Source organism: Ruegeria sp. YTSA105, from assembly GCF_059610225.1.
Genome location: NZ_JBXWNE010000003.1, coordinates 361,334 through 381,849, shown reverse-complemented (window position 1 = coordinate 381,849; position 20,516 = coordinate 361,334). Strand labels below are relative to the sequence as shown.

General features: G+C 58.2%; 21 protein-coding genes. 8 read left to right on the top strand and 13 right to left on the bottom strand.

What is annotated here, in order from left to right; genetic code table 11:
- Positions 1-3 precede the first annotated feature (3 nt).
- The 12 genes from AC2FH2_RS06765 to AC2FH2_RS06710 form a co-directional block, all read right to left on the bottom strand.
- On the bottom strand, positions 4-165 hold the full coding sequence (locus tag AC2FH2_RS06765; protein ID WP_334223305.1) for a hypothetical protein: 162 nt from the start codon (positions 163-165) through the stop codon (positions 4-6).
- Between the two features lie 58 nt (positions 166-223).
- Positions 224-1,777: a cytochrome D1 domain-containing protein gene (locus tag AC2FH2_RS06760; RefSeq protein ID WP_496823190.1), complete on the bottom strand. Its 1,554-nt coding sequence runs from the start codon at positions 1,775-1,777 to the stop codon at positions 224-226.
- Positions 1,752-2,966, bottom strand: coding sequence for a heme d1 biosynthesis radical SAM protein NirJ (gene nirJ / locus AC2FH2_RS06755; RefSeq protein WP_496823189.1), 1,215 nt, complete (start codon positions 2,964-2,966; stop codon positions 1,752-1,754). The genes AC2FH2_RS06760 and nirJ overlap by 26 nt, the downstream gene beginning before the upstream one ends.
- Complete coding sequence (gene ahbB / locus AC2FH2_RS06750; RefSeq protein WP_496823188.1) at positions 2,954-3,454, bottom strand: siroheme decarboxylase subunit beta; 501 nt, start codon at positions 3,452-3,454, stop codon at positions 2,954-2,956. Before ahbB (AC2FH2_RS06750) ends, nirJ begins: the two co-directional genes overlap by 13 nt.
- Positions 3,451-3,900 (bottom strand): Lrp/AsnC family transcriptional regulator, encoded by a 450-nt coding sequence (locus AC2FH2_RS06745; RefSeq protein WP_142635234.1) that lies wholly within the window; start codon positions 3,898-3,900, stop codon positions 3,451-3,453. Before AC2FH2_RS06745 ends, ahbB (AC2FH2_RS06750) begins: the two co-directional genes overlap by 4 nt.
- A complete protein-coding gene (gene ahbB, locus AC2FH2_RS06740) occupies positions 3,897-4,886 on the bottom strand; it encodes a siroheme decarboxylase subunit beta (RefSeq protein WP_142635236.1) in 990 nt (329 codons plus the stop codon). The genes AC2FH2_RS06745 and ahbB (AC2FH2_RS06740) overlap by 4 nt, the downstream gene beginning before the upstream one ends.
- Positions 4,887-4,889: 3 nt before the next feature.
- On the bottom strand, positions 4,890-6,035 hold the full coding sequence (locus tag AC2FH2_RS06735) for a cytochrome D1 domain-containing protein (RefSeq protein ID WP_142635237.1): 1,146 nt from the start codon (positions 6,033-6,035) through the stop codon (positions 4,890-4,892).
- A complete protein-coding gene (locus tag AC2FH2_RS06730) occupies positions 6,032-6,382 on the bottom strand; it encodes a c-type cytochrome (protein ID WP_271948625.1) in 351 nt (116 codons plus the stop codon). Before AC2FH2_RS06730 ends, AC2FH2_RS06735 begins: the two co-directional genes overlap by 4 nt.
- On the bottom strand, positions 6,375-7,136 hold the full coding sequence (gene cobA, locus AC2FH2_RS06725) for a uroporphyrinogen-III C-methyltransferase (protein ID WP_271948622.1): 762 nt from the start codon (positions 7,134-7,136) through the stop codon (positions 6,375-6,377). The genes AC2FH2_RS06730 and cobA overlap by 8 nt, the downstream gene beginning before the upstream one ends.
- Positions 7,137-7,325: 189 nt before the next feature.
- The gene (locus tag AC2FH2_RS06720) at positions 7,326-7,733 is read right to left on the bottom strand and encodes a cupredoxin domain-containing protein (protein WP_496823187.1); all 408 of its coding nucleotides are present in this window, start codon (positions 7,731-7,733) and stop codon (positions 7,326-7,328) included.
- Between the two features lie 53 nt (positions 7,734-7,786).
- On the bottom strand, positions 7,787-9,571 hold the full coding sequence (locus AC2FH2_RS06715; RefSeq protein ID WP_496691872.1) for a NapC/NirT family cytochrome c: 1,785 nt from the start codon (positions 9,569-9,571) through the stop codon (positions 7,787-7,789).
- 123 nt (positions 9,572-9,694) lie between these two features.
- A complete protein-coding gene (locus tag AC2FH2_RS06710; protein WP_271948614.1) occupies positions 9,695-11,371 on the bottom strand; it encodes a cytochrome D1 domain-containing protein in 1,677 nt (558 codons plus the stop codon).
- Positions 11,372-11,602: 231 nt separating this feature from the next.
- Between AC2FH2_RS06710 and AC2FH2_RS06705 the strand changes: the two genes are divergently transcribed.
- The 7 genes from AC2FH2_RS06705 to AC2FH2_RS06675 all read left to right on the top strand — a co-directional run bounded on the left by AC2FH2_RS06705 (position 11,603) and on the right by AC2FH2_RS06675 (position 18,300).
- Entirely contained in the window at positions 11,603-12,784 is a 1,182-nt protein-coding gene (locus AC2FH2_RS06705) for an NnrS family protein (RefSeq protein ID WP_496823186.1), read from the top strand.
- A gap of 98 nt (positions 12,785-12,882) precedes the next feature.
- Positions 12,883-13,332 (top strand): c-type cytochrome, encoded by a 450-nt coding sequence (locus AC2FH2_RS06700; protein WP_142635251.1) that lies wholly within the window; start codon positions 12,883-12,885, stop codon positions 13,330-13,332.
- A gap of 15 nt (positions 13,333-13,347) precedes the next feature.
- Entirely contained in the window at positions 13,348-14,715 is a 1,368-nt protein-coding gene (locus tag AC2FH2_RS06695) for a cbb3-type cytochrome c oxidase subunit I (RefSeq protein WP_142635253.1), read from the top strand.
- 5 nt (positions 14,716-14,720) lie between these two features.
- Positions 14,721-15,530, top strand: a complete 810-nt coding sequence (locus AC2FH2_RS06690) for a CbbQ/NirQ/NorQ/GpvN family protein (protein WP_416383916.1) — start codon at positions 14,721-14,723, stop codon at positions 15,528-15,530.
- A gap of 9 nt (positions 15,531-15,539) precedes the next feature.
- Positions 15,540-17,462, top strand: coding sequence for a nitric oxide reductase activation protein NorD (locus AC2FH2_RS06685; RefSeq protein ID WP_496823185.1), 1,923 nt, complete (start codon positions 15,540-15,542; stop codon positions 17,460-17,462).
- Positions 17,459-18,007, top strand: a complete 549-nt coding sequence (locus AC2FH2_RS06680) for a cytochrome c oxidase subunit 3 (protein ID WP_496706118.1) — start codon at positions 17,459-17,461, stop codon at positions 18,005-18,007. Before AC2FH2_RS06685 ends, AC2FH2_RS06680 begins: the two co-directional genes overlap by 4 nt.
- Before the next feature lie 5 nt (positions 18,008-18,012).
- Positions 18,013-18,300 (top strand): cytochrome C oxidase subunit IV family protein, encoded by a 288-nt coding sequence (locus AC2FH2_RS06675; RefSeq protein WP_496693527.1) that lies wholly within the window; start codon positions 18,013-18,015, stop codon positions 18,298-18,300.
- 56 nt (positions 18,301-18,356) lie between these two features.
- Here AC2FH2_RS06675 and hemA read toward each other — a convergent pair whose 3' ends face one another.
- The gene (gene hemA, locus AC2FH2_RS06670; RefSeq protein ID WP_496823184.1) at positions 18,357-19,580 is read right to left on the bottom strand and encodes a 5-aminolevulinate synthase; all 1,224 of its coding nucleotides are present in this window, start codon (positions 19,578-19,580) and stop codon (positions 18,357-18,359) included.
- Positions 19,581-19,759: 179 nt separating this feature from the next.
- Between hemA and AC2FH2_RS06665 the strand changes: the two genes are divergently transcribed.
- Positions 19,760-20,452 (top strand): Crp/Fnr family transcriptional regulator, encoded by a 693-nt coding sequence (locus AC2FH2_RS06665; protein ID WP_142635263.1) that lies wholly within the window; start codon positions 19,760-19,762, stop codon positions 20,450-20,452.
- The last annotated feature ends 64 nt before the right edge of the window (positions 20,453-20,516 follow it).

The following is a 20,516-nucleotide window of genomic DNA, read 5'->3' as shown; positions in this document are numbered from 1 at the left end:
GACCTAGCCGTCTGCTTCGTCCATCAAACTGCGTACCCAGCGCCCTGCAAACCAGCAGGCAGGTACACCCAATGGGATTGACCACAGGATGGCGGTGACAGGCTCAATCACTCCGAATCCGGCGCTGTTGGCGATCAGGCCAGCCAGAAAAAGGTTTATGGCCACGGTCAGCGCAGACGCTGGATACAGCAATATGGCCAGTTTCCACACCGGCCATTTGCCCTCAGTGGCTGGTTCCTTCCGAGAAGGTGATTTTGTTCCAGACATTGTACTTTCCCGAAGGTTTGCGCATCGGCAGACGGCGGACCTCTTCCAGTGTTTTTGCATCATAGATGATCACCGCGCCGTCATCTTCCCAGATCGAAACCAACGCATGGCTTCCGTCCTTGGTGAATTCCACATGGGCCACGGTTTTGCCCGGCGCTGGGCGCAGGGTCCGTACGATCTCAAGGGTTTGCTTGTCGATCACATGCATCACATCCTTGTTGGGCCCAAAGAAAACATCGGCCCAGACATATGGCGAGTTTTCATGGCTGCGCATGAAAAACCCCGGCCCTTCGGTCTTGATCCGCTTGACCGTTTCCCATGTCTCCATGTCGATCACCGAGACGGTGCCATCAGTCAGGTGCGGCGTTGCCATCACAGTTGTATCGCCGCGCCGCCAGGTAATCCCGGAACCCAGATGCGGCATGCCGGGCAGATCCAGGTCAGCCACTTTTTGGCCAATGACCAGATCAATCACCTGACCGCCGTTCCCGTCGCGAGATGCGCCCATGACGTATTCATAAGTCTGGTCGAAAAAGAAATCGTCCAGATAGTCGGGCGTAGTGATCTTGCGTACTGGGAAAGGATTCGGGTTCTTGAACTGCCCTTCGATACGAAAATCGTGTCCCAGCCCGGATTGGGGTGGATTGGCGCCATAGAAGACCTCCCAAATCTCTGGCACATCCTTCAAGGCCAGCACAAAGCTTTCCCGTGGCGGAGCTTGATAAACGGCCGAAACGCGGCTGGGATTACCTTTCCTGCTTTTAATCTCGATCACTTTTGCCACCGAAAGATCCCGGGTGGACAAAAGGGTCAGGCTGTTGGGTAGGTAATTCGCCACCGCCAGCCATTTGCCATCGCCTGACATGGCAATGTTGCGGCTGTTTAGTCCCGCCCGCACGCGACCCACCTGTTGCAACGCCCAGATGTCATATTTCTGGACCCAACCATCGCGGGACATGATGAACACATAACGTCCATCGGGGCTGAACTTTGGGCCGCCATGAACGGCAAAAGGAGTTTCAAATCTGTCCAAAACCTCAAATGTGTCACCGTCCAGAACGCTGACATTGTGGTCTCCGGTTTCCACCACCAACGTGATGTTCATCGGATCACTGGACCAGACGGGCGCATCAATCTCGACATAGTCTGCGTCCAGCGTACGGCTGGCCATGATGTCTGCCTCGGCCCAGTCCGGGGCGGTCTCGAGCGGGGATTTCAGCCAACCTGCCAACTCCTCAATCTGCAGGGCGTTCAGATTATGCGCAAAGGCTGGCATCTGAGTGGCGGTGCGCCCTTCGGCGATCACGGCGGCAACCCGCGGCCCGCGCATGCGTTTTAGCGTTTCGGGTATCAAGGCCGGACCAACACCGCCCAGCCGGGTGTCACCATGGCAGGACGCACAATGTTCGGCATAGTCGGACTGGGCGTCGGCCCATGCGGCGCTGGTCAGCAGAAGCGCGCACAGTGTTCCAAGCGTGCGAGCCCTAAAAGAACTGATGCGCCGGATCATGGCTTTTCCCCCGGAAAGGTGTGACCTGCAGGCGTTTGCCCACTTTATCCACGCCAATTTCATCGTTTGACAGGTAACAGGCCGGGTCCTCGGCCCAGGGATCGCCCGTCAGTTGCAAGGCCCGAATGCGCGTGTTGCCACCGCAAACATCCCTGAGCTGACAAACTCCACAGCGCCCTTTCAGCGGACGTGGGCGAGTGCGCAGCATGGCCAGCATCTTGTCGTCCCCGGTCCACAACTCGGAAAACGGCGTCGTTTTCACATTCCCGACCGTGTAATCTGACCAGTAGGTGTCGGGATGGACCCGACCAAGATTGTCGATATTGGCCACCCCCAACCCGCTGGAGTTCCCGCCCCAGGCCGCCAAATGCGCACGTATATGCGAGGTCTTTTCGGCATCAAAATGCGTCCTGACCCAGTTCAGAAAATATCCGGCGTCGGCATCGTTATTGCCGGTGACGATATCCAGCGGGCGCCCGCCCGAGGCAGCCTCCCACGCACGGTCCAATAACAGATCCAGACCTTTGCGCGTGCGCAGATGCTCGGCATCCTCGCCTCTGTTCTTGTCGCCGCGACCGGCGTAAACCAGATGAGACAGGTAGAATTTGTCGACCCCCTCATCATCACACAACTGCAGGAGATCGGGCAGATGGTGCTGTGTGCCCTCGGTCAAACAGAATCGCAAACCGACCTTGATGCCGCGTTTCTTGCACTCGCGCACGCCGCGCAGGGCATCTGAAAAGGCGCCCTCGACACCTCGGAACCAGTCGTTTGTGGCCCCGATCCCGTCAAGTGATATGCCGACATAGTTAAAGCCGACATCAGCGATCATATCAGCGGTTTCATCGTAAATCCGCGTGCCATTCGTCGACAGCGCCAGCATCGGCACCAACTTGCGCGCCCGGTTGGCGATATCAAAGAAATCGAACCGATCCAGCGGTTCCCCCCCCGAGAGGATCAGGGCCGGGACGCGAAATTGGCCGAGATCCTCAAGGGTTACCATGGCTTGCTCGTGGCTGAGCTCACCCGGGAACGCGACATCCGCCGAAACAGTATAGCAATGGCGGCATTTCAGGTTGCAGCGCCGGGTCAGATTCCAGATGACCACCGGCTTAACCGGGCCGGGGCGGCGCTTGCGCATGGGGGTCGGGGTGACCAGTTGCTGCATGTATTCAGTCAGGCGGAACATGGCGTTTGGCCTTTCGGTTTCAGGCGCAGCCCGGTCTTTTTCAGGATGCGCGTTGAATACAGGATGTCCTTGCCCCGGCAGGCACTGCCCAGAATACCGGCAATCTCGGCCCGTTTTTCTTCGACTTCACCCCTGTCTTTGCCATGGACCATGGCGAACAGGTTGTAAGGCCAGTCGGGCAGGGCACGTGGACGTTCATAGCAATGGGTGACAAAAGGCAGACCGCCAATATGTGCCCCCAAATCAGCGATTTGACTGTCATCGACGTCCCAGACTGTCATGCCGTTCGAAGTCATGCCCAGTTTGTAGTGGTTCGGGGCTGCGGCGATACGACGTATAACGCCGCGCGCCTTAAGTTCTGCGAGGCGATACAGCAGCGCTTGTTCGTCCATCCCAAGGCTTCCAGCAACCCGAGCGTAGGGCGAAGGCACCAGGGGCAATCCGCCCTGCAGAACCTCGATAATCAGTCTGTCTTTTGCGTCGATCATGCCGCCACCCGGAAGCCAATGAAGAATTCCTGCAACTTGGGAAATCTGAGAACTTCGATCCCCGTCTCTTGTTCGATCGCATCGGCGCAGGCCTCAATCCCTTGGGGCGTTTCGGTGGCCAACACGAACCACATGTTCAGCCGGTGCGTACGTTCATAATTATGGGCAACTTCGGGATGCGCATTGACTTTGGTCAGGACGGATTCAAATGCCTCTGTCGGTATGGCCATGGCACATAGGCAAAAAGCCCCGCCCATCGCGGCTGCGTCAAAGAACGGGCCAAAGCGCGTGATGACCCGGTCATCCTTCATCCGTGATAGGCGAACCAACAGATCCTGTTCCGAAATCCCCAGTTCTTGGGCCACCATCGCATAGGGTTGTGAGGTCAGAGGTAAGTCGTCCTGCATTCGGTTCAGGATTGCCCGATCAGTTTCGTCCAGGGTCATGCCGCCGTCTCCTTGGGTTGGATCAGCGCGCCGGTCTGTTTGAAACAGCGCGTCGAAAACAACACCTTGTGCTGCGCGCCAAACAGCTCAGGCAATGCCGCAGCCCCGGCCAGGACGTTTCGCGCTTCGCTGCGCGAGCGGGCGTGGATCATGGAATACAGGCGGTAGGGCCAGATGTTTTCAACGGGTCGACGCTCATAACACAGTGTCACGCCAGGGTATTTTGCCAGCGCAGGCCCGGCACGATCGACCTGATCAGTTGGCATATCCCAGACCACCATCGCATTGGCCGACCAGCCCAGTGCCCGGTGTCTTACGATCACGCCAAGACGCGAGACAATTCCAGCCTCGTGTAAGATCCGGATCCGCGTCATGGCGTCCTCTGGTTTACGGTCCAAAGAGGCGGCCAGTGCTGCGTAAGGTTCGCAAACCAGCGGTAAGCCGGAACTAAGCGCCTGCATCAATGAGCGATCACCCTTTTGCAGAACGGAACAGTCCACCTTGCGCGGTGCCGGTACGTTGCGTTGCTTGCCTGTCATTCGAAAGCCCAAATCAACATTGAACGGCCGAACCAGACGCAAGTCCAAAACCTGCAAACCGGTTTGCAGGCCAATCCGGGCCAGAGTGGCGTCCACATGCGCGCGATCAGGGCCGGTCGCTACAAACCAGAGGTTCCATTTGTCCTCACGTTGATAATTGTGGTTCACACCGGGCTCTGCGTCGATCAGGGCGGCAATGTCCTCCAGATGCTCCTCGGGTGCGGCCACCGCGGCCAGAGTGCTGGCCGTCACCGCGCCCGGAGTGATCGTGGCCCCGACCCGGGTGATCCGGCCGGTCGAACGCATTCGCGCCAGACGGTTCAGCACTTCAGCTTCGTCCAGCCCCAGCGCCTTGGCCACTGGCTGAAACGGGCGGTCGATAATCGGAAATTCGCGCTGAAAATCGTCCAGCAGGCGACGGTCGATCGGGTCAGTGATATGTTGCATGGGTTACAACCCTGTCCTGTGCGCGCGGGCGGTGAAAAAGATACCCGAGGGGCTGTCCGCCGCGATCTCGCGCAGCTTTTCAAAGCTATGCGTGTCGTAGACCACGACCTTGTTGGCGTCGCGGACACTGATCCAGACCTCATGCCCGCGTGCCGTGAACTCCATATGCAGGACGGCAGGGCCCGGAGAGAATTCGTGGATGACCTGTTTGCTGACGCTGTCGATGACCTGAATTGTATCGTTCAATGGATGGGCAAAATTCACCCAGACCTGTCGCCCGTCCGGGCGCGCCATGGCAAAGACCGGCTGACCATGGGTTTGGGTGCGGCCTGTTTCTGTCAAGGTTTCGGCGTCAATCCACAGAACCTCATGGTGGCCGACCGCGGGCAGGACAAATTCGCGATCCGTCAGTGCCCAGCCCTCAAGATGAGGCATCTTGTATACCGGCATCTCTTCCTGTCCGCGCCCATAGCCCGGCAGCACGCGGATCGGTTTTGGATTGTCTGCCCATAGGTCCAGTGCGGTCAGCCCGTCCTCACCAAACAGACCGGTGATATAAGTGCGACCATTGGCGGTGATCAGCGCGTCATAGGGGTTCTTACCCATATCGGTGATCTTTGTGATCTCGGGCGCGCCATTTGCGAAATCAGCAATCCAGGTCTCGCCCGTGTCCCACATGGAAAACACGAACCGACGGCCCGGCGCATCGACAAGACCTATGGTTTTGCTGTCGGTGGGGATGTCGGCAACCAGTTCCAGCGTATCCGCGTCGAACACGCGTACGCCACCCGGCTCATAGTTTGACACCGCAACCAGTTGGCCGTCATCCGAAATCGCGCCGCCAATGGCATTGCCAGCCTGCACGACCCGATTTGCAATCTGACGGGTCACTATATCAACCTTGGTCAGCCCGCCATCGCGGCCAAAAACATAGGCAAAGCGTTCGTCGGGTGAATAGACTAGGGAGGCGTGGGACAGATCGCCCAACCCTTCGATCCGTGCCAATGCGGCCCGGTCCGACTGGTCCACCAATAAGACCGACCCTTTTGCCCGTTCGATCACAAGGCCCAGATCTCCGGTGGCGGTGGGGTCTGCATTGGCAGGTGTCATCATCATTAGGGCAACGATGCCAAGGGCAAGTTGTTTCATTTTGCCTCCTGTTCCAGCAGGTATCGGGCGATCCATTCGGCCTCTTCTTCGCTGATCAGGGGGCGCCAGGGGGGCATAGCCGTGTCGGGGATGCCGTCCAGTATGACCCCCGTCAGGACGTCCGCCTCGTAATGTTCCAGAGTTTCCGGTCGCAGATCAGGACCAAGCCCGCCTTTCAGGGACAATCCGTGGCACGAGCCGCAATCCTGGTGGACCAACCGTTTCAGGGCGGTTGGGTCGATGGCGTCAGCGGCCAGAGCGGAAGTGGCAACCAGAACGACGGCAGTCAGAACAGTATGCGCGGCCCAGCCCGGCTGCTTGCGGTCCATATGCGCCAGGCTACCCATGCGCCCGCTCCAAAATCTCGGTCAGGGCCTGATTGGCATAAAGCGAAACGACCTTTCCGATAATGAATAAGGTAGGAGCCTTCAGATCCGCCTTGCGCGCATCCGCGGCAATCTGGTCCAGTCGGGATACAAGGCGGCGTTCAGAGGCACTGGTGGCCTGCCCAACAGCCAGGACCGGGGTGGATCCGGGTAGGTTCTCGGTCATCAAGCCGATGGCGATCTGGCCGATATTGGCCACGCCCATATAGACGACCAGCGTCGTATCCGGGTCCGCCAGTCGTTTCCAATCCAGATCAAGAACTTTGTCGGACTGCCTGTGCCCGGTGACATATTGAACCGAGGTCGCCAGTCCGCGATGGGTCAGGGGCACGCCGGTCGAACAGGATGCGCCTTGTGCCGCCGTGATGCCCGGTGCGTATTCGACCGTAACACCGTGTGCCATCAGAAAAGCGGCCTCTTCCGAGCCGCGACCAAAGATCATCGGATCCCCGCCTTTCAGCCGGGCCACAACGTGACCTGCGCGTGCGTGTTCCAGCAGGATTTCGTTGATGCGATCCTGAGGAACAGTGTGGCACTTGGGGGCCTTGCCGACGGCGATCAGCCGCGCGCCCTCGGTGTGCATGGCCAGAATTTCATCCGAAACAAGGCGGTCATAGACCACCACGTCCGCCTCCTGCAGCATACGCAGGGCGCGCATGGTGATCAGTTCGGGATCACCAGGGCCGGCACCAATCAGAAAAACCTTACCGCTCATGTGCAAACTCGCTTGTTCTGAATGTCTTCGGAACCCGGTGTTTTGGTCGTTTCCATGCGCGAATATGGGACGTTGCTGGGGGAACCGGGCGTGTCATGGAAACAAGTTGGCGCACAGGTAAACCGACCTCCTTGACTTAAGTTAAGGAGCACGGGAATTGCGCCCGCGCATCTTTCAGCCTGCCGCTTATCAGGGCTCTACGGTGACCATTCCGAACATGTTCTGTGTCTCCCAATGTGGTCCGCACAGGTAATCCTGGGCGCCGGGAACAAGAAATGTCAGATCAACAAATTCCTCGGGGAACAGGCGGTCACTCTCGGCTTTGCTGCCATCTTTCAGCAGGACGCTATGGCTGGTGCGTTTGTCTACGTTCACCCAACGCACTGTGGTCCCCGCTTTGACCGTCAGTTGGGCTGGGCAGAAATTGTATTTGTACATCAGCACAACCTCTGCATCTTCCACATCTGAAGACGGCTGACCGAACAGATCCACGTAGCGGGTTTCTGCCTCAGCGCAGATCTCGGCTATGTCTTCGTCAGCGGCTACTGCAGGTGACGCCAAAGCCAGAAATGCAGGAAGAAGTAGGCGGATCTTCATTGTCCAAGTCTCCATACCTAATACTTTGGGGCCGGTTTACCCGGCCCCATCAGTCATTGCCCGACCACGTTGATATTGGCACTGTCGTCGTCCAACGCGAAGCTTGTGTTCAGCGTTACGTGGTGGAATCGTGCCGCAGCAAAGTCATCGTGGATTGCAAAGCCGACCGTATAGGTCTTGCCCGGTTCCAATGGCACATCACCCGGTGCGCCCGAGTTTAAGGGCCGCGAGAACGTGACGGTCCAAATACCACCCGACAAGTTGGCCGAGGCGGCGATTTCGCCATCATTGACTATGCGCTGTTCCAGAAGATAGCCGTTGCTGGCGCTGCCATCGGCATAGACGCGCATCAGATCCAGATAGGTGCCGTCATCCAGATATTGCGCGATCTGCGCTTCGGCCTGCAATTTGTCCCAGCCACCCAGAGCTTTCCCGCGCCGGCCTTTGACTTCGACCTCGGTGCGGCTTTCGCTGATATATTTGGTCACAGTGTCCTGAGCGGCCAGGCGGCCTGCAACATCGCCATTGGCGACAATCGCATCTGCACCCGGGTCAAACGGCATATAGGTGTTGTCCGCGTGGCACGAGGCCCAGCAGCCCACCTGATCCCCCATTTCGATCCCGGTTCCGGTGATCATCATGGCGACCTTGATCTGGTTGTCCGGGTCCATCTTCCCGCCATCCACAAATGGTGCAGGATTGTGACCTGCATCCGGCCATTGCAGGCGGATATAGAGGTTTTCGGCATCATGGGCCGCCTGAACAGTTGCGTCGATCACACCACGTTTTCCAGGGATCGGGGTTGGTTCCAGCTCGCCGCCTGCGACGATCTTGTTTCCAATCATGTCCAATTCCTTGGCATGACAAGTCGAACATTGGTCGCCACCTTTTGTCAGTGGCCGGGCGCCGCCGTGGAACTTGCCATTCTGAACCCATTCAAACGAAGCCTGACCGGGATAAAACAGCTTCAGATCCGCGCTTGCGATGCTGGTCCAGTCGATATCGCCTCCGATATCGCTGCCACCGCCTGCCGGGGCTGTAGATTCTTCACCGCTTGATTTGGCGCGTTCTTCGGCGACTGCAGCGTCCACAGCGGCTGCGATCTGGGCTTGCACCGCCTCTTGTTGTGCTGTCTTGGCCGATTTTTCGGCTTCGGCCTCAGCCGCCTCCTTGGCTTCTACACGGTCGAGACTGGCCAGGTATTCTGGCGGAATTGCACGGATGAAATCAGGATTCGGGGCTTCAATCTGTTCCAGATATTCATCTGTGGCCCTGTCGCGGATGTTCGAATGCGCAATCCCTTTGTGGCAGTCGATACAGGTCTGGCCTGTCTCCATTGCGTTCAAATGTTGCTGGCGCGCGCGGGGGCGCTGGAACTCGGGCATCATCGATTCAAAGTCGTGGCAGTTGCGGCACTCGCGCGAATCTGTGGCCTTCATCCTTTCCCATTCATTCATCGCCAGATGGATACGCTTAGCTTCGAACTTCTCGGGTGTACTGATCGAGCCAACCACCTTGCCATACAGTTCTTTGGACGCCTTGATCTTGCGGATCATCTTGTGGGTCCAGTCCTTGGGTACGTGACAGTCGGAACAGACCGCCCCGACCCCCGATCGGTTCACATCGTGGATGGTCCCGGTGTATTCTTCATAGACGAAATCGCGCATCTCATGGCACGAGATACAGAACTCTTTGGTGTTGGTTGCTTCCATGGCGGTGTTGAACCCACCCCAAAAGACGATCCCAGCGGCAAAGGCAGCGGCAATACCGGCCACAGGCATTCCCCACAGGAAATACCGACGCCAGATCGGTGGTTTCTTATCTGGATCGGAGGTCATGTCCGGGCTCCGTTTTGGCTGTGTTGACTGGCGCGGCGTGTCAGGCCTGCGCATTCGGCTGATGGATGAAACAAGGACAGGGCGGGCGAGGGGCCCGCCCTGCTCCGAGTTGATCGAAACCCGTCAGGTGACGTGGTTCGACCGGTTGTAGACGTTGAACTTGCCGGTCGGGGCGTACAGTCCTTCGATACGACCGATCTCTTCCAATGTCTTGGCGTCAAAGATCACGATCTGACCGTTGGGTTCTTTTGAATCCGACAGGTTCCACTTGGACACCCAGACCTCGGTTCCATCCGCGTTGAATTCAAAGTGAACAGCGGCGCTGCCTTCGTCTTCGGTGATCTGGATGGTTTTCACGATCTCGCCGGTCTCTTTCGAGATGACCTGCACAGATTGCTGCACTTCCGGTTCCGGGTGTTTGGTCTGGTCAGCCCAGATATAGTCCGATTCCGGATGCGTACGGACGAACAGGCCCGGACCGTCTGTTTCCACTTCGTAGCAGATCTTCCAGGCGTCATCGGGTCGGTTTTCGGGGTCGTTGCCCCAGACCGTCACGGTGCCAACCCCGAGGTGGGTTGTGCCAGCTACCGGTCCGCAATTCGGGTCAATCCAGTTAGCGCCCGGACCGGGATGCGGCAACGCGGCCGTGTCGATCATCGCCTCAAGCTTGTGGGTCTCGGTATCTACAACCACCATCTTGTTCGATGCGTTTGCAGCGATCTGGAAATACCGGCCCGTCGGATCGAAGAACCCGTCATGCAGGAATTTGGCGCTGTCGATCTTGTCGATCCGCAGATTGTCTAGATCAGTATAATCTACTTGCCACAGTTGCCCCAGCTCTTTGACGGCAACGATCCAGGTCGGCTCATTCGGAGTTGTGTAGATAGCGGCCACGCGAGCCTCTTCCACATAGTCCCCGTCCACGTTCACGCCGCGGGTCGATACAACCTTGACCGGCTCCATCGTCTGGGCGTCTACGATTGCAAAGTGCGGCGGCCAATAGCCCCCACCGATGACATATTTACCGTCGCCGGAAACGGCTACGTCGCGCGCGTCATACGCGATCTTGACTTCGGAAACCAACATCTTGTCCGGCGTCTGCCAGAGGTCGATCTTGGTCATCTTGCCGTCGCGGCCCATGGTGTACCAGAAGCGACCGGGCTGTTCCGGCTCTTCCAGCGAATGGTGTTCGGATGCTTTCAGAACGTGCACCGCATAGCCGGTCGGAATATGTGTCAGCACCTCTTTGGTGTCGCCATCGATAACAGCGACTTTGCCGACATCGCGCTCGATAACAACAAAGAAGTTTTCCCAGTTGCGACCATGCATCGGCTCGGTTGGGTAGTCCTCTTCTTCAACATATACCTTGCGGGTCGCCATCATCTGGTCCAGCGACATTTCAGGTGGTTTGGGCGGCTCCATCATGATGTAAGTCGCCATGTCTTTGATTTCCTGCTCGGACATGATGTCCGAGAAGTTGTTCATCCCGCCTTCGGTGCCCCAGGCGATGATCTTCTCAAGCCGCTCTTGCCCAAGCGCAAGTGTGCCGCCTTCGGTCACGGCGCCGTCAGCTGCGGTTTTCTTCCAATGCGGTTCAAGATTCTTGCCAGTGGCGCCTTTACGCAAGACACCGTGGCACCCCGCGCATTGTTCAAAGTAAAGTTGTTTGGACGCTTCAAACGCTTCTTCGTTCAAAGTTGGCTCTTCGGCGAAAGCTGGTGCAGCGACACTGCCCAGCAACATCGCCAAACCGACCCCGAAGACGCGGCCCGTTTTGGTATAGCTGATTCCAAGTGACATGATCACTCTCCATTTGCTGGTGAGGCGGTCCAAGCGTGGGGCATCGCGCAAGGGTGCTCCTTGACGAAAGTCAACACCAGCCGCGCAATTCAGGCGGCGGGCAGGGAAAACGTCAATTTTCCGGCTGGGAAAATCTGTATCTTTGGCACACTTTTTCGACCGGTTTGATTTTTGTTAAGTCGCGCAGCCGGGCGGCTTGCTAGGGCTTGGAAAACACCAAGGAGAGCAGCCATGCCCGCAATCATCACCCGCGTGTTTGGTGAAGGGTTTCGTGTATTCTTTCTGTCCGCCGGCCTCTATGGCCTCTTTGTCGGAGTGGTTTGGGGGCTGTGGCTGACGGTGCCATATGCAGTGCCGGATTATGGCATGGCCCCGCCCATGTGGCACGCGCATGAGATGATCTTCGGCTATGCAACAGCCGCGCTGGGCGGGTTCTTTCTGACCGCAGTGCCAAATTGGACCGGCGCACCAGATGCGCGTGCGCAGTTCATAACGTTGGCCGCCGGATTGTGGTTGGCTGGTCGGATGGCGATGTGGTTTTCGGGGATGCTGCCTGCGGCGCTTGTGGCGGTGGTCGACCTGGCCTTTGTACCGATTCTGGCGGCCAAGATTGCAACCCAGATCATCCGGAGGCCGAAACCTCAGAACATGCTCTTTCTGCTGTTGCTCAGCTTTATCTGGATTGCTGATCTGTTCACGCATCTTGAATGGACCGGGAGGACGGATGACACATTGCATACCGGGCTGCGCACGGGGTTGCTGGCGCTCTGCGCGATGATTGCCATTCTTGGCGGACGGATCACCCCGGCCTTTACCCGAAACGCCATGAGACGCGCGGGCGTTCCCGAGGCGAACTGGCCAATATCTGTGCCAATTCTGGACAAATCAGCGATGGCGGTTGCCCTGACCCTGCCACCAATCGTTCTGGTGCTGGGGTCAGGTGCTGTGGCTGGATCGATGGCGCTGGTTCTAGGGGTGGCGCAGGTTTCGCGCATGGCCCGCTGGCGCGCGGGCTGGGCTGCGCGGAAGCCGATCCTATTGGCACTGTATCTTGGGCTTGCAATGCTGGCGCTGGGACTGATCCTCTGGGGGCTGTCAGTGCTGGGTTTCGGAAACGAGATCGCAGCCCTACACATTCTGGGCATCGGATGCGTCGGCGGCATGACCCTGGCGGTCATGAGCCGCGCCGCGCTTGGCCACAGTGGTCGCGCGCTGGTGGCACCCGGCCCAATGGCGGTGGCCTATGGTCTGATGGCGGTGGCGGCCCTGTCGCGGTGGATTGGGGCAGATCTGAATGCAGGTTACATGGTTGCGATGCTGCTGTCGGACGGGTTGTGGGTCAGCGCCTTTGCGCTTTTCCTGATCGCGATGTGGCCCGCGCTGACGGGTCCCAAAGTGCAACGGTCAGCGTGATTTCATTTCCTTTTGCAAGTCTTGACTTTCGTTAAGGATATACCATGCCCATCCCGTCATTTTGGCCAGACTAGCTAATCTGCGCAAAGGAGAGCGCAATGCGAGAAGTCATGACCAAGAGCATGGCACGCAATATATTCTATGGCGGGTCACTGTTCTTTATCCTCATCTTTCTGGCTCTGTCGGCCCATTCTCACTGGTATATCGTGAACTCTGAGAACGCAGCAAAGCTCGATGAAAGTGTGATCAGGGGCAAGCACGTCTGGGAAAAACACGCCTGCATCAACTGTCATACCATCCTTGGCGAAGGTGCATACTTTGCACCCGAGGTTGGCAATGTGATGACACGTTGGGGCGTGCTGGACGACCCGGAATCGGCCTTTGAAGCCCTCAAAGGCTGGATGGAGGCGCAGCCGACAGACATTCCCGGTCGTCGTCAGATGCCCAATTTCAACCTCAGCGACGAAGACATCCGTGATCTGACCAACTTTTTGATCTGGACGGACAATATCGACGCTCAGGACTGGCCGCCCAACGAGGCGGGCTGAGAAGGGAACGGAGCAATGAAATACGAATCCCAAAAAATCGCCTATGCCTACTTTGCGGTGGCAATGGCCCTATTCGCGATACAGGTTCTGGGCGGCCTTCTGGCCGGCTTTATCTATGTATCACCTAATTTCCTGAGCGAGCTTTTGCCGTTCAACATCGTGCGGATGCTGCACACCAACTCGCTGATCGTGTGGCTGATCCTCGGGTTCTTTGGTGCGGCCTATTTTCTGATCCCGGAAGAGGCCGAGCGTGAGATCCATTCGCCCATGCTGGCCTATCTGCAGCTGATCATTCTGGTGGTCGGTACACTGGGCGTGGTCTTGACCTATACGTTCAACCTGTTTGAAGGCAACTGGCTGCTGGGTAAAGAAGGGCGCGAGTTCCTTGAGCAACCCAAATGGGTCAAGGCCGGCATCGTCGTGGCCGCACTGATCTTCCTGTACAACGTGTCGATGACCGTTCTGAAGGGCAAGAAGACCGCGATCACCAACATCTTGTTGCTGGGTCTTTGGGGTCTGGCGCTGCTGTTCCTGTTTGCCTTCTACAACCCGGGCAACCTGTCCTTGGACAAGCAATACTGGTGGTATGTTGTCCACCTGTGGGTCGAAGGTGTCTGGGAACTGATCATGGCCTCGATCTTGGCCTATCTGATGCTGAAGCTGACCGGGGTAGACCGTGAGGTTGTCGAGAAATGGCTCTATGTCATTGTCGCCGCCGCGTTGTTTTCGGGTATCCTTGGTACAGGTCACCATTACTATTGGATAGGCACACCAGGGTACTGGCAGTGGATCGGCTCGATCTTCTCAAGCCTCGAAGTGATCCCCTTCTTTGCGATGATGGCCTTTGCCTTTGTGATGGTCTGGAAGGGCCGTCGGGACCACCCGAACAAAGCGGCGCTGCTGTGGTCGCTGGGCTGTGCCACATTGGCCTTCTTCGGTGCCGGTGTCTGGGGCTTCCTGCACACGCTGCACGGGGTGAACTACTATACCCACGGTACGCAGATCACTGCGGCTCACGGTCACTTGGCGTTCTATGGTGCGTATGTCTGCCTCAACCTGGCAATCTTCAGCTATGCAATGCCGATCCTGAAGAACCGCGATCCTTATAATCAGGTTCTGAACATGGGCAGCTTCTGGCTGATGTCCAGCGGTATGGTTTTCATGACCTTTGTGCTGACCTTTGCTGGAACAGTGCAGACGCACATGCAGCGGGTGGTCGGAGACTACTTCATGGATGTGCAGGATCAGGTCGCGATCTTCTATTGGATGCGCCTTGGCTCTGGCATCGTCGTGGTCTTGGGTGCGCTGCTGTTCATCTACTCGATCTGGGTTCCCCGGAAAGAGATCATTGAATCCGGCGCGGCCGAAACCCCAGCGGAGTGATGGATATGGATGGCTCCATGAAACTGAGAACGGGGGCGGCTGACGCCCCCTTCTACCTGCCACAGGGTGATGAATGTGACGTGTTCGCTGCTGCCTATACCAACAACCTGCCGGTCCTGCTGAAAGGCCCGACAGGTTGCGGCAAGACCCGGTTTGTGGCGCATATGGCCGCCAGCCTTGGCCGCCCGCTTTACACAGTGGCCTGTCACGATGACCTTGCCGCTGCGGACCTGATCGGGCGCTACCTGCTGAAAGGCGGGGAAACGATCTGGGTCGATGGCCCCCTGACCCGCGCGGTGCGCGAAGGCGCGATCTGCTATCTGGATGAGGTGGTCGAGGCGCGCAAGGACGTGACCGTCGTGCTGCACCCGCTGACTGACGACAGGCGCATCCTGCCGATCGACCGCACCGGTGAGGAGCTTGTGGCCGCGCCTGGTTTCATGCTGGTCGCCTCATATAACCCCGGATATCAGAATATCCTGAAAACCTTGAAACCCTCGACCCGGCAGCGGTTCATCTCACTGGAGTTCGACTTTCCGTCGCCCGAGATGGAGGCAAAGGTCGTCGCTAAAGAAAGCGGGCTGGCGCTGGAACGCTGCAAGCCACTGATCCGCTTGGCAGGTAAACTGCGCGGGCTCAGGGGGCAGGATCTTGAAGAGGGCGTTTCCACCCGTCTGGTCGTCTATGCCGCCACGCTGATCGCGCAGGGCATGTCCACCGACCGCGCGATCCTTGCCGCCATGATAGAACCTCTGACAGATGACGAGGACATCAAACGCGGGCTCCTCGATCTTGTCACGGCTGTCTTTGGGTGAGGCCGGCCGATGGTCAGGATCGATTTTGAGCCATGGGAACCCGAAGAAACGATCGGGAAACTGTGGCACTCCCTTGCCAGCCGTCTCGATGCACCCCAGGTGCATGTTGGAGCCGCGGTCGACCTTTCTGAGGTCGCGGGGCGGCTGGCAGTCCTTTTTCGCGGGCTTGGGGGCAGCCCGGGCGTTGAATTGCGCCCGGTCTCGCCCGAGGTTTCACACCATCGCCTAAGCTGGCGCCGTCGGTTGGGTACCGAAGTTGAACTGATGCCGCGCGCTTCGTTCGATGGCGAAGTGCTGCGCCTCCCGGACCGTCTGGCGGTGTTTCCCGCGCGCGAGGCGAACGGAGCGCTGTATGTTTGGCTGGCCGCCGCAGCGGCCCATGCGGGAACCCGGATCGTCGAAGGTGATCCGTTGCGCGCCGATCTGCACGCGCTGAGCGCTGTACAAACGATGGTTAATGCAACCTTGGACAACGCCCCCGGCTTGCGACCGCTTTACACTGAGCTTTGCAAAGGTGTTCTGCATGACCGCAACAAATTCGGCCTCCCGCCTGTGGAAACAGCGGTTGAAGAACTGATCCGCCATCGGCTGGGCGACCCCGCGCCTTTATCCCCGAAGGCCAGGCAATTCATGTCATTTGACGATGACCTGACTGCCCCACGCGGATATCAACATTTCCGCCCTGTCCCTCTGTGGCCGGAATTACGCGCTGTTGGTTTTTCAGAGCATAACGATGTCGAAAACCCCGATACCGAAGGCCCGCCCGAGGAATCGGGTGAGAAAACCCACCGTGCCCGGCGGCGCAAATCCGACCAGGCTGAACGCAGCGACAGTTTTATCCTTCATAAATTCGAGGCGATCCTCAGCTGGGCCGAGTTTCTGAACATCAACCGTCGCATTGATGACGATGATCCCGACAATGCCAAAAAGGCCGCCGATGATCAGGATGAGATCGGTTTGGGCCAGATTTCCAAGGCGCCACCGACCAAGCTGAAATTGCATCTGGACCTGGCACCCGAGGATGTGAATCGCGAACGTCTGTCGGGCCGTATTCTCTATCCGGAATGGGACGTGCGCACCGGGCAATATCTGCCTGATCACGTCAACGTTCTAACCTCGGACGCCGATAGTCGTGAGGATGCCGCCGAGTTTGGAAAAGACCCCGCCACCGCCCGCCGTATCCGCGCCGTCAAACGCCAGTTCGAAGCGCTGCGCCCGGGCCGCGTGATGACCCGAGGCCATCTGGACGGCGATCAGCTGGATATCGAGGCCGCCGTTCGGGCGCAGGTTGACCGCTGTGCAAACGGTGAAGGTACCGAACGCATCTGGCAACAATCCCGCCCCGAGGCACGCGATCTGGCGGTATCTATCCTGCTGGATGTCAGCCGCTCGACCGAAAGTGCCGTGACTGGCCGCGCCGTGATCGACATCGAACGCGAGGCGCTGGCAGCGCTGGCCTGGGGACTGAACGCCTGTGGTGACGATTTCGCCATTCACGCCTTCAGTTCACTGAAACGACAGCGGGTCTATGTGCAACGCTGCAAACGGTTTGATGAGGTGATGGGCAGCCAGGTTGAACAGCGCATCGCATCGTTACGCCCGGGGCACTATACAAGGCTGGGTGCCGCTATCCGCCATTGCTCGGCCGATCTGGCCACCCAAACGCGTAAGCGCCGGTTGCTACTGGTGATCACCGATGGCAAACCCAATGATCTTGACCACTACGAAGGCCGCCACGGAATCGAAGACACCCACATGGCCGTGCGCGAGGCGCGCCGAGCCGGGCAATCGGTCTTTGGCGTCACCATCGACAAGACAGGTAAAAGCTGGTTCCCGCGGATGTTCGGGCAGGGCGGCTTTGCCGTCATCCCGGACCCGCATCGCCTGACTATGGCGCTGCCGCAAATCTACCGCCAACTGGTTGGCGCATGAGCGAAGCGTCCCTTATCGACGAGTTGCCCGGCGAATTACTGATGTGGGTTCTGATCATTTCGGAACTGCTGGTCTTTGGTGCGGGCCTGATCGCTTTCATGGGCGTGCGCCTGACCGATCCGGCGGGCTTTGCCGAGGCGCAATCGCATCTGCACCGCACCGGAGCCGCGCTGAACACTGCGGTTCTGGTCACCTCTGGCTATCTGGCCGCGCAAGCCTTGCATTGGCGGCAGATTGCGCGTCGGACTGCTGCCCGCCTGGCGCTAATCGCAGCCGCCGCGCTGGGCGTTGTATTCCTGATCATCAAAGGCGTGGAATACGCGGACAAGGCTGCACAAGGAATTACCTACGAGACCCATCCGTTCTTCCTGTTCTACTATCTGCTCACCGGCTTCCACGCGGCACATGTGTTGGCTGGGGTTGTTATCCTGCTGCTGGTCGCCTGGCGGGACAATCCCCGCAACATCGAGGCCGGCGCCCAGTTTTGGCACATGGTCGATCTCGTCTGGATCATGCTGTTCCCCGTGATCTACCTGTTGGGATGACGGGCATGACCCAAACCTCATCGGATCCAAAAAGCTCCCGCTGGATGCTCCCAAACCCGCTCACCCGCGCATGGCTCAGCCTGTTGGTTCTGAGCACCGCTTCGGCCCTGCTGACGATACTCCCCCTGTCCTCACCGGTGTTGAGCGCAGGCATTTTGATCCTGGCCCTGTCCAAAGCCCGCATTATCCTTGCACGATATCTGGACCTGACGCACAGCCCGGCCTGGCTGAGCGGTTTCACCATGGTACTGACCGGATTTGCGATGGTGATCTTCGGCCTCTCACTGTTTTGACATGAAAAAAGCCGCCCTCGTGGGGCGGCAGTTCTCCAAGTGCGGGGACGCCTCAGTTATTGTGCGGCCATCGGCATTCGCGCGATCTGACACCGTTGCCACAGGGCCGATAAGGCACCGACCAGATGGTCGATATCTTCGTTGGTATGAACCGGAGAGGGGGTAATTCTCAGGCGTTCGGTGCCTTTGGGAACGGTCGGATAGTTGATCGGCTGAATATAGATCCCGAATTCTTCCAGCAGCGTATCCGAGATGAATTTGCATTTCACCGGGTCACCTACCATCACCGGGATGATGTGGCTGGGATTGGGCAAATGCGGGATGCCTTCGGTGTCCAGTTTGGCGCGCACCTGCGCAACGCGGGTTTTCTGCAGATCGCGCTCGGTATTGGATTGCTTGAGGTGTCGGATCGAGGCGGCAGCGCCTGCTGCTATTGCGGGTGGCAGGGCGGTGGTAAATATGAACCCGCTGGCAAAGCTGCGGACAAAGTCACACAAGGCAGCGGATGCCGCGATGTAACCGCCAACCACGCCGAAGGCCTTGCCCAGCGTCCCTTCGATGACGGTCAGGCGATCCATCAACCCTTCGCGTTCGGCGATGCCACCACCGCGCGAGCCATAAAGGCCAACGGCGTGGACCTCGTCCAGATAGGTCATCGCACCATATCTATCTGCCAGGTCGCAAATCTCTTTGATCGGAGCGATATCCCCATCCATCGAATAGACAGATTCGAAGGCGATCATCTTGGGCGCATCTGGATCGGCTGCGGCCAGCTTTGCCTCGAGGTCCGCCAGATCATTGTGCTTCCAGATCACTTTTTGTGCCCGCGAATGGCGGATGCCTTCAATCATGGAGGCATGGTTCAAAGCGTCCGAGAATACGATCAGACCTGGGATCTTCGCAGCCAGCGTCCCAAGTGCCGCCCAGTTCGACACATAGCCCGAGGTGAACAGAAGGGCGGCTTCTTTCCCGTGGAGGTCGGCCAGTTCCTGTTCCAGCAAAACGTGGTCATGTGTCGTGCCCGAGATATTGCGTGTGCCCCCTGCGCCCGCGCCGCAACGGTCGAGTGCATCGTGCATTGCCCCGACTACGTCAGGATGCTGGCCCATTCCCAGATAGTCGTTGGAACACCAAATTCGTACGTCGCGCTGTAAAGCGCCGTCCGTCTGGCGTGCATTCGGGAACGCGCCACAGCGGCGCTGTAGATCAATGAAGATGCGGTAGTTGCCTTCGTCGCGCAGATGCTCAAGGCTTTGGCTGAAAAAACGCTCGTAGTCCATCTCGAACACTCCTGGGAATACTGGCTTTCCAGCAAGACTATGTGCCGGGCCCGCTACGCAACATGACAAATGTCAAGCCGCAGAAAGGAAAGGCTGGCTTGGAAGCCGAAGGTTTGGCATAGCCTTAAGAAGACGGACGTACTGATCGGGTACGCAACTAGAAAAGAGGGGAAAGCTTCGTGGCGCATGAGGCACTAAAAGCGATCGCCAAGCAGTCACTATTGCTCAAAAGCTTTCCCGAGCATCATATCGACACGCTGTTAAGCCACGCGATTTGGCGGAAATATGATCGCGGAGAGACGATTTTTCTACAGGAAGAAAAAGCCCAGGCCATTCATGTGGTTCTGTCGGGCTGGGTAAAGCTGTTTCGCATGTCCCCTACCGGTGCCGAAGCAGTTGTCAGCGTTTTCACCCGCGGCGAAAGCTTTGGCGAGGCGGTCGCCTTGCGTAACGTTCCCTATCCGGTTTCGGCCGAGGCAGTTTCGGCCTGTGAGATCATGCACATTCCAAGTCCGGTCCTTTTGTCCCTTATGCGAGAGGACCCGGAAATTGGGGTGTCAATTCTGGCAGCTACCTTTACCCATCTGCATTCTCTGGTCGCCCAGCTTGAGCAGCTTAAGGCCCAGACCGGCGCACAGCGGGTGGCAGAATTTCTTCTGACTCTCTGCGAAGCCGAGATGGGGGACTGTGTTGTCGAGCTGCCCTATGACAAGATGTTGATTGCCGGGCGCCTGGGCATGAAGCCCGAAAGCCTGAGCCGCGCCTTTTCCCGGCTAAAGCCGTTTGGCGTTAAAATTGACCGGACACATGCCCTGCTCTCGGACATTCAAGTACTGCGAGACTATGCAGAAAGTGACCCCTCCGAAAAGTGACCAAATTTATTGGCCGGTGCTTTGCCGGGTGCGCCAAAGAGCCCCGAGAACGTGCTTCTTTATT

Coding starts and splice junctions, on each gene's coding strand:
- AC2FH2_RS06760 (WP_496823190.1), bottom strand. CDS start 1,777: ATGATCCGGCGCATCAGTTCTTTTAGGGCTCGCACGCTTGGAACACTG.
- nirJ (WP_496823189.1), bottom strand. CDS start 2,966: ATGTTCCGCCTGACTGAATACATGCAGCAACTGGTCACCCCGACCCCC.
- ahbB (WP_496823188.1), bottom strand. CDS start 3,454: ATGATCGACGCAAAAGACAGACTGATTATCGAGGTTCTGCAGGGCGGA.
- AC2FH2_RS06745 (WP_142635234.1), bottom strand. CDS start 3,900: ATGACCCTGGACGAAACTGATCGGGCAATCCTGAACCGAATGCAGGAC.
- ahbB (WP_142635236.1), bottom strand. CDS start 4,886: ATGCAACATATCACTGACCCGATCGACCGTCGCCTGCTGGACGATTTT.
- AC2FH2_RS06735 (WP_142635237.1), bottom strand. CDS start 6,035: ATGAAACAACTTGCCCTTGGCATCGTTGCCCTAATGATGATGACACCT.
- AC2FH2_RS06730 (WP_271948625.1), bottom strand. CDS start 6,382: ATGGGTAGCCTGGCGCATATGGACCGCAAGCAGCCGGGCTGGGCCGCG.
- cobA (WP_271948622.1), bottom strand. CDS start 7,136: ATGAGCGGTAAGGTTTTTCTGATTGGTGCCGGCCCTGGTGATCCCGAA.
- AC2FH2_RS06720 (WP_496823187.1), bottom strand. CDS start 7,733: ATGAAGATCCGCCTACTTCTTCCTGCATTTCTGGCTTTGGCGTCACCT.
- AC2FH2_RS06715 (WP_496691872.1), bottom strand. CDS start 9,571: ATGACCTCCGATCCAGATAAGAAACCACCGATCTGGCGTCGGTATTTC.
- AC2FH2_RS06710 (WP_271948614.1), bottom strand. CDS start 11,371: ATGTCACTTGGAATCAGCTATACCAAAACGGGCCGCGTCTTCGGGGTC.
- AC2FH2_RS06705 (WP_496823186.1), top strand. CDS start 11,603: ATGCCCGCAATCATCACCCGCGTGTTTGGTGAAGGGTTTCGTGTATTC.
- AC2FH2_RS06700 (WP_142635251.1), top strand. CDS start 12,883: ATGCGAGAAGTCATGACCAAGAGCATGGCACGCAATATATTCTATGGC.
- AC2FH2_RS06695 (WP_142635253.1), top strand. CDS start 13,348: ATGAAATACGAATCCCAAAAAATCGCCTATGCCTACTTTGCGGTGGCA.
- AC2FH2_RS06690 (WP_416383916.1), top strand. CDS start 14,721: ATGGATGGCTCCATGAAACTGAGAACGGGGGCGGCTGACGCCCCCTTC.
- AC2FH2_RS06685 (WP_496823185.1), top strand. CDS start 15,540: ATGGTCAGGATCGATTTTGAGCCATGGGAACCCGAAGAAACGATCGGG.
- AC2FH2_RS06680 (WP_496706118.1), top strand. CDS start 17,459: ATGAGCGAAGCGTCCCTTATCGACGAGTTGCCCGGCGAATTACTGATG.
- AC2FH2_RS06675 (WP_496693527.1), top strand. CDS start 18,013: ATGACCCAAACCTCATCGGATCCAAAAAGCTCCCGCTGGATGCTCCCA.
- hemA (WP_496823184.1), bottom strand. CDS start 19,580: ATGGACTACGAGCGTTTTTTCAGCCAAAGCCTTGAGCATCTGCGCGAC.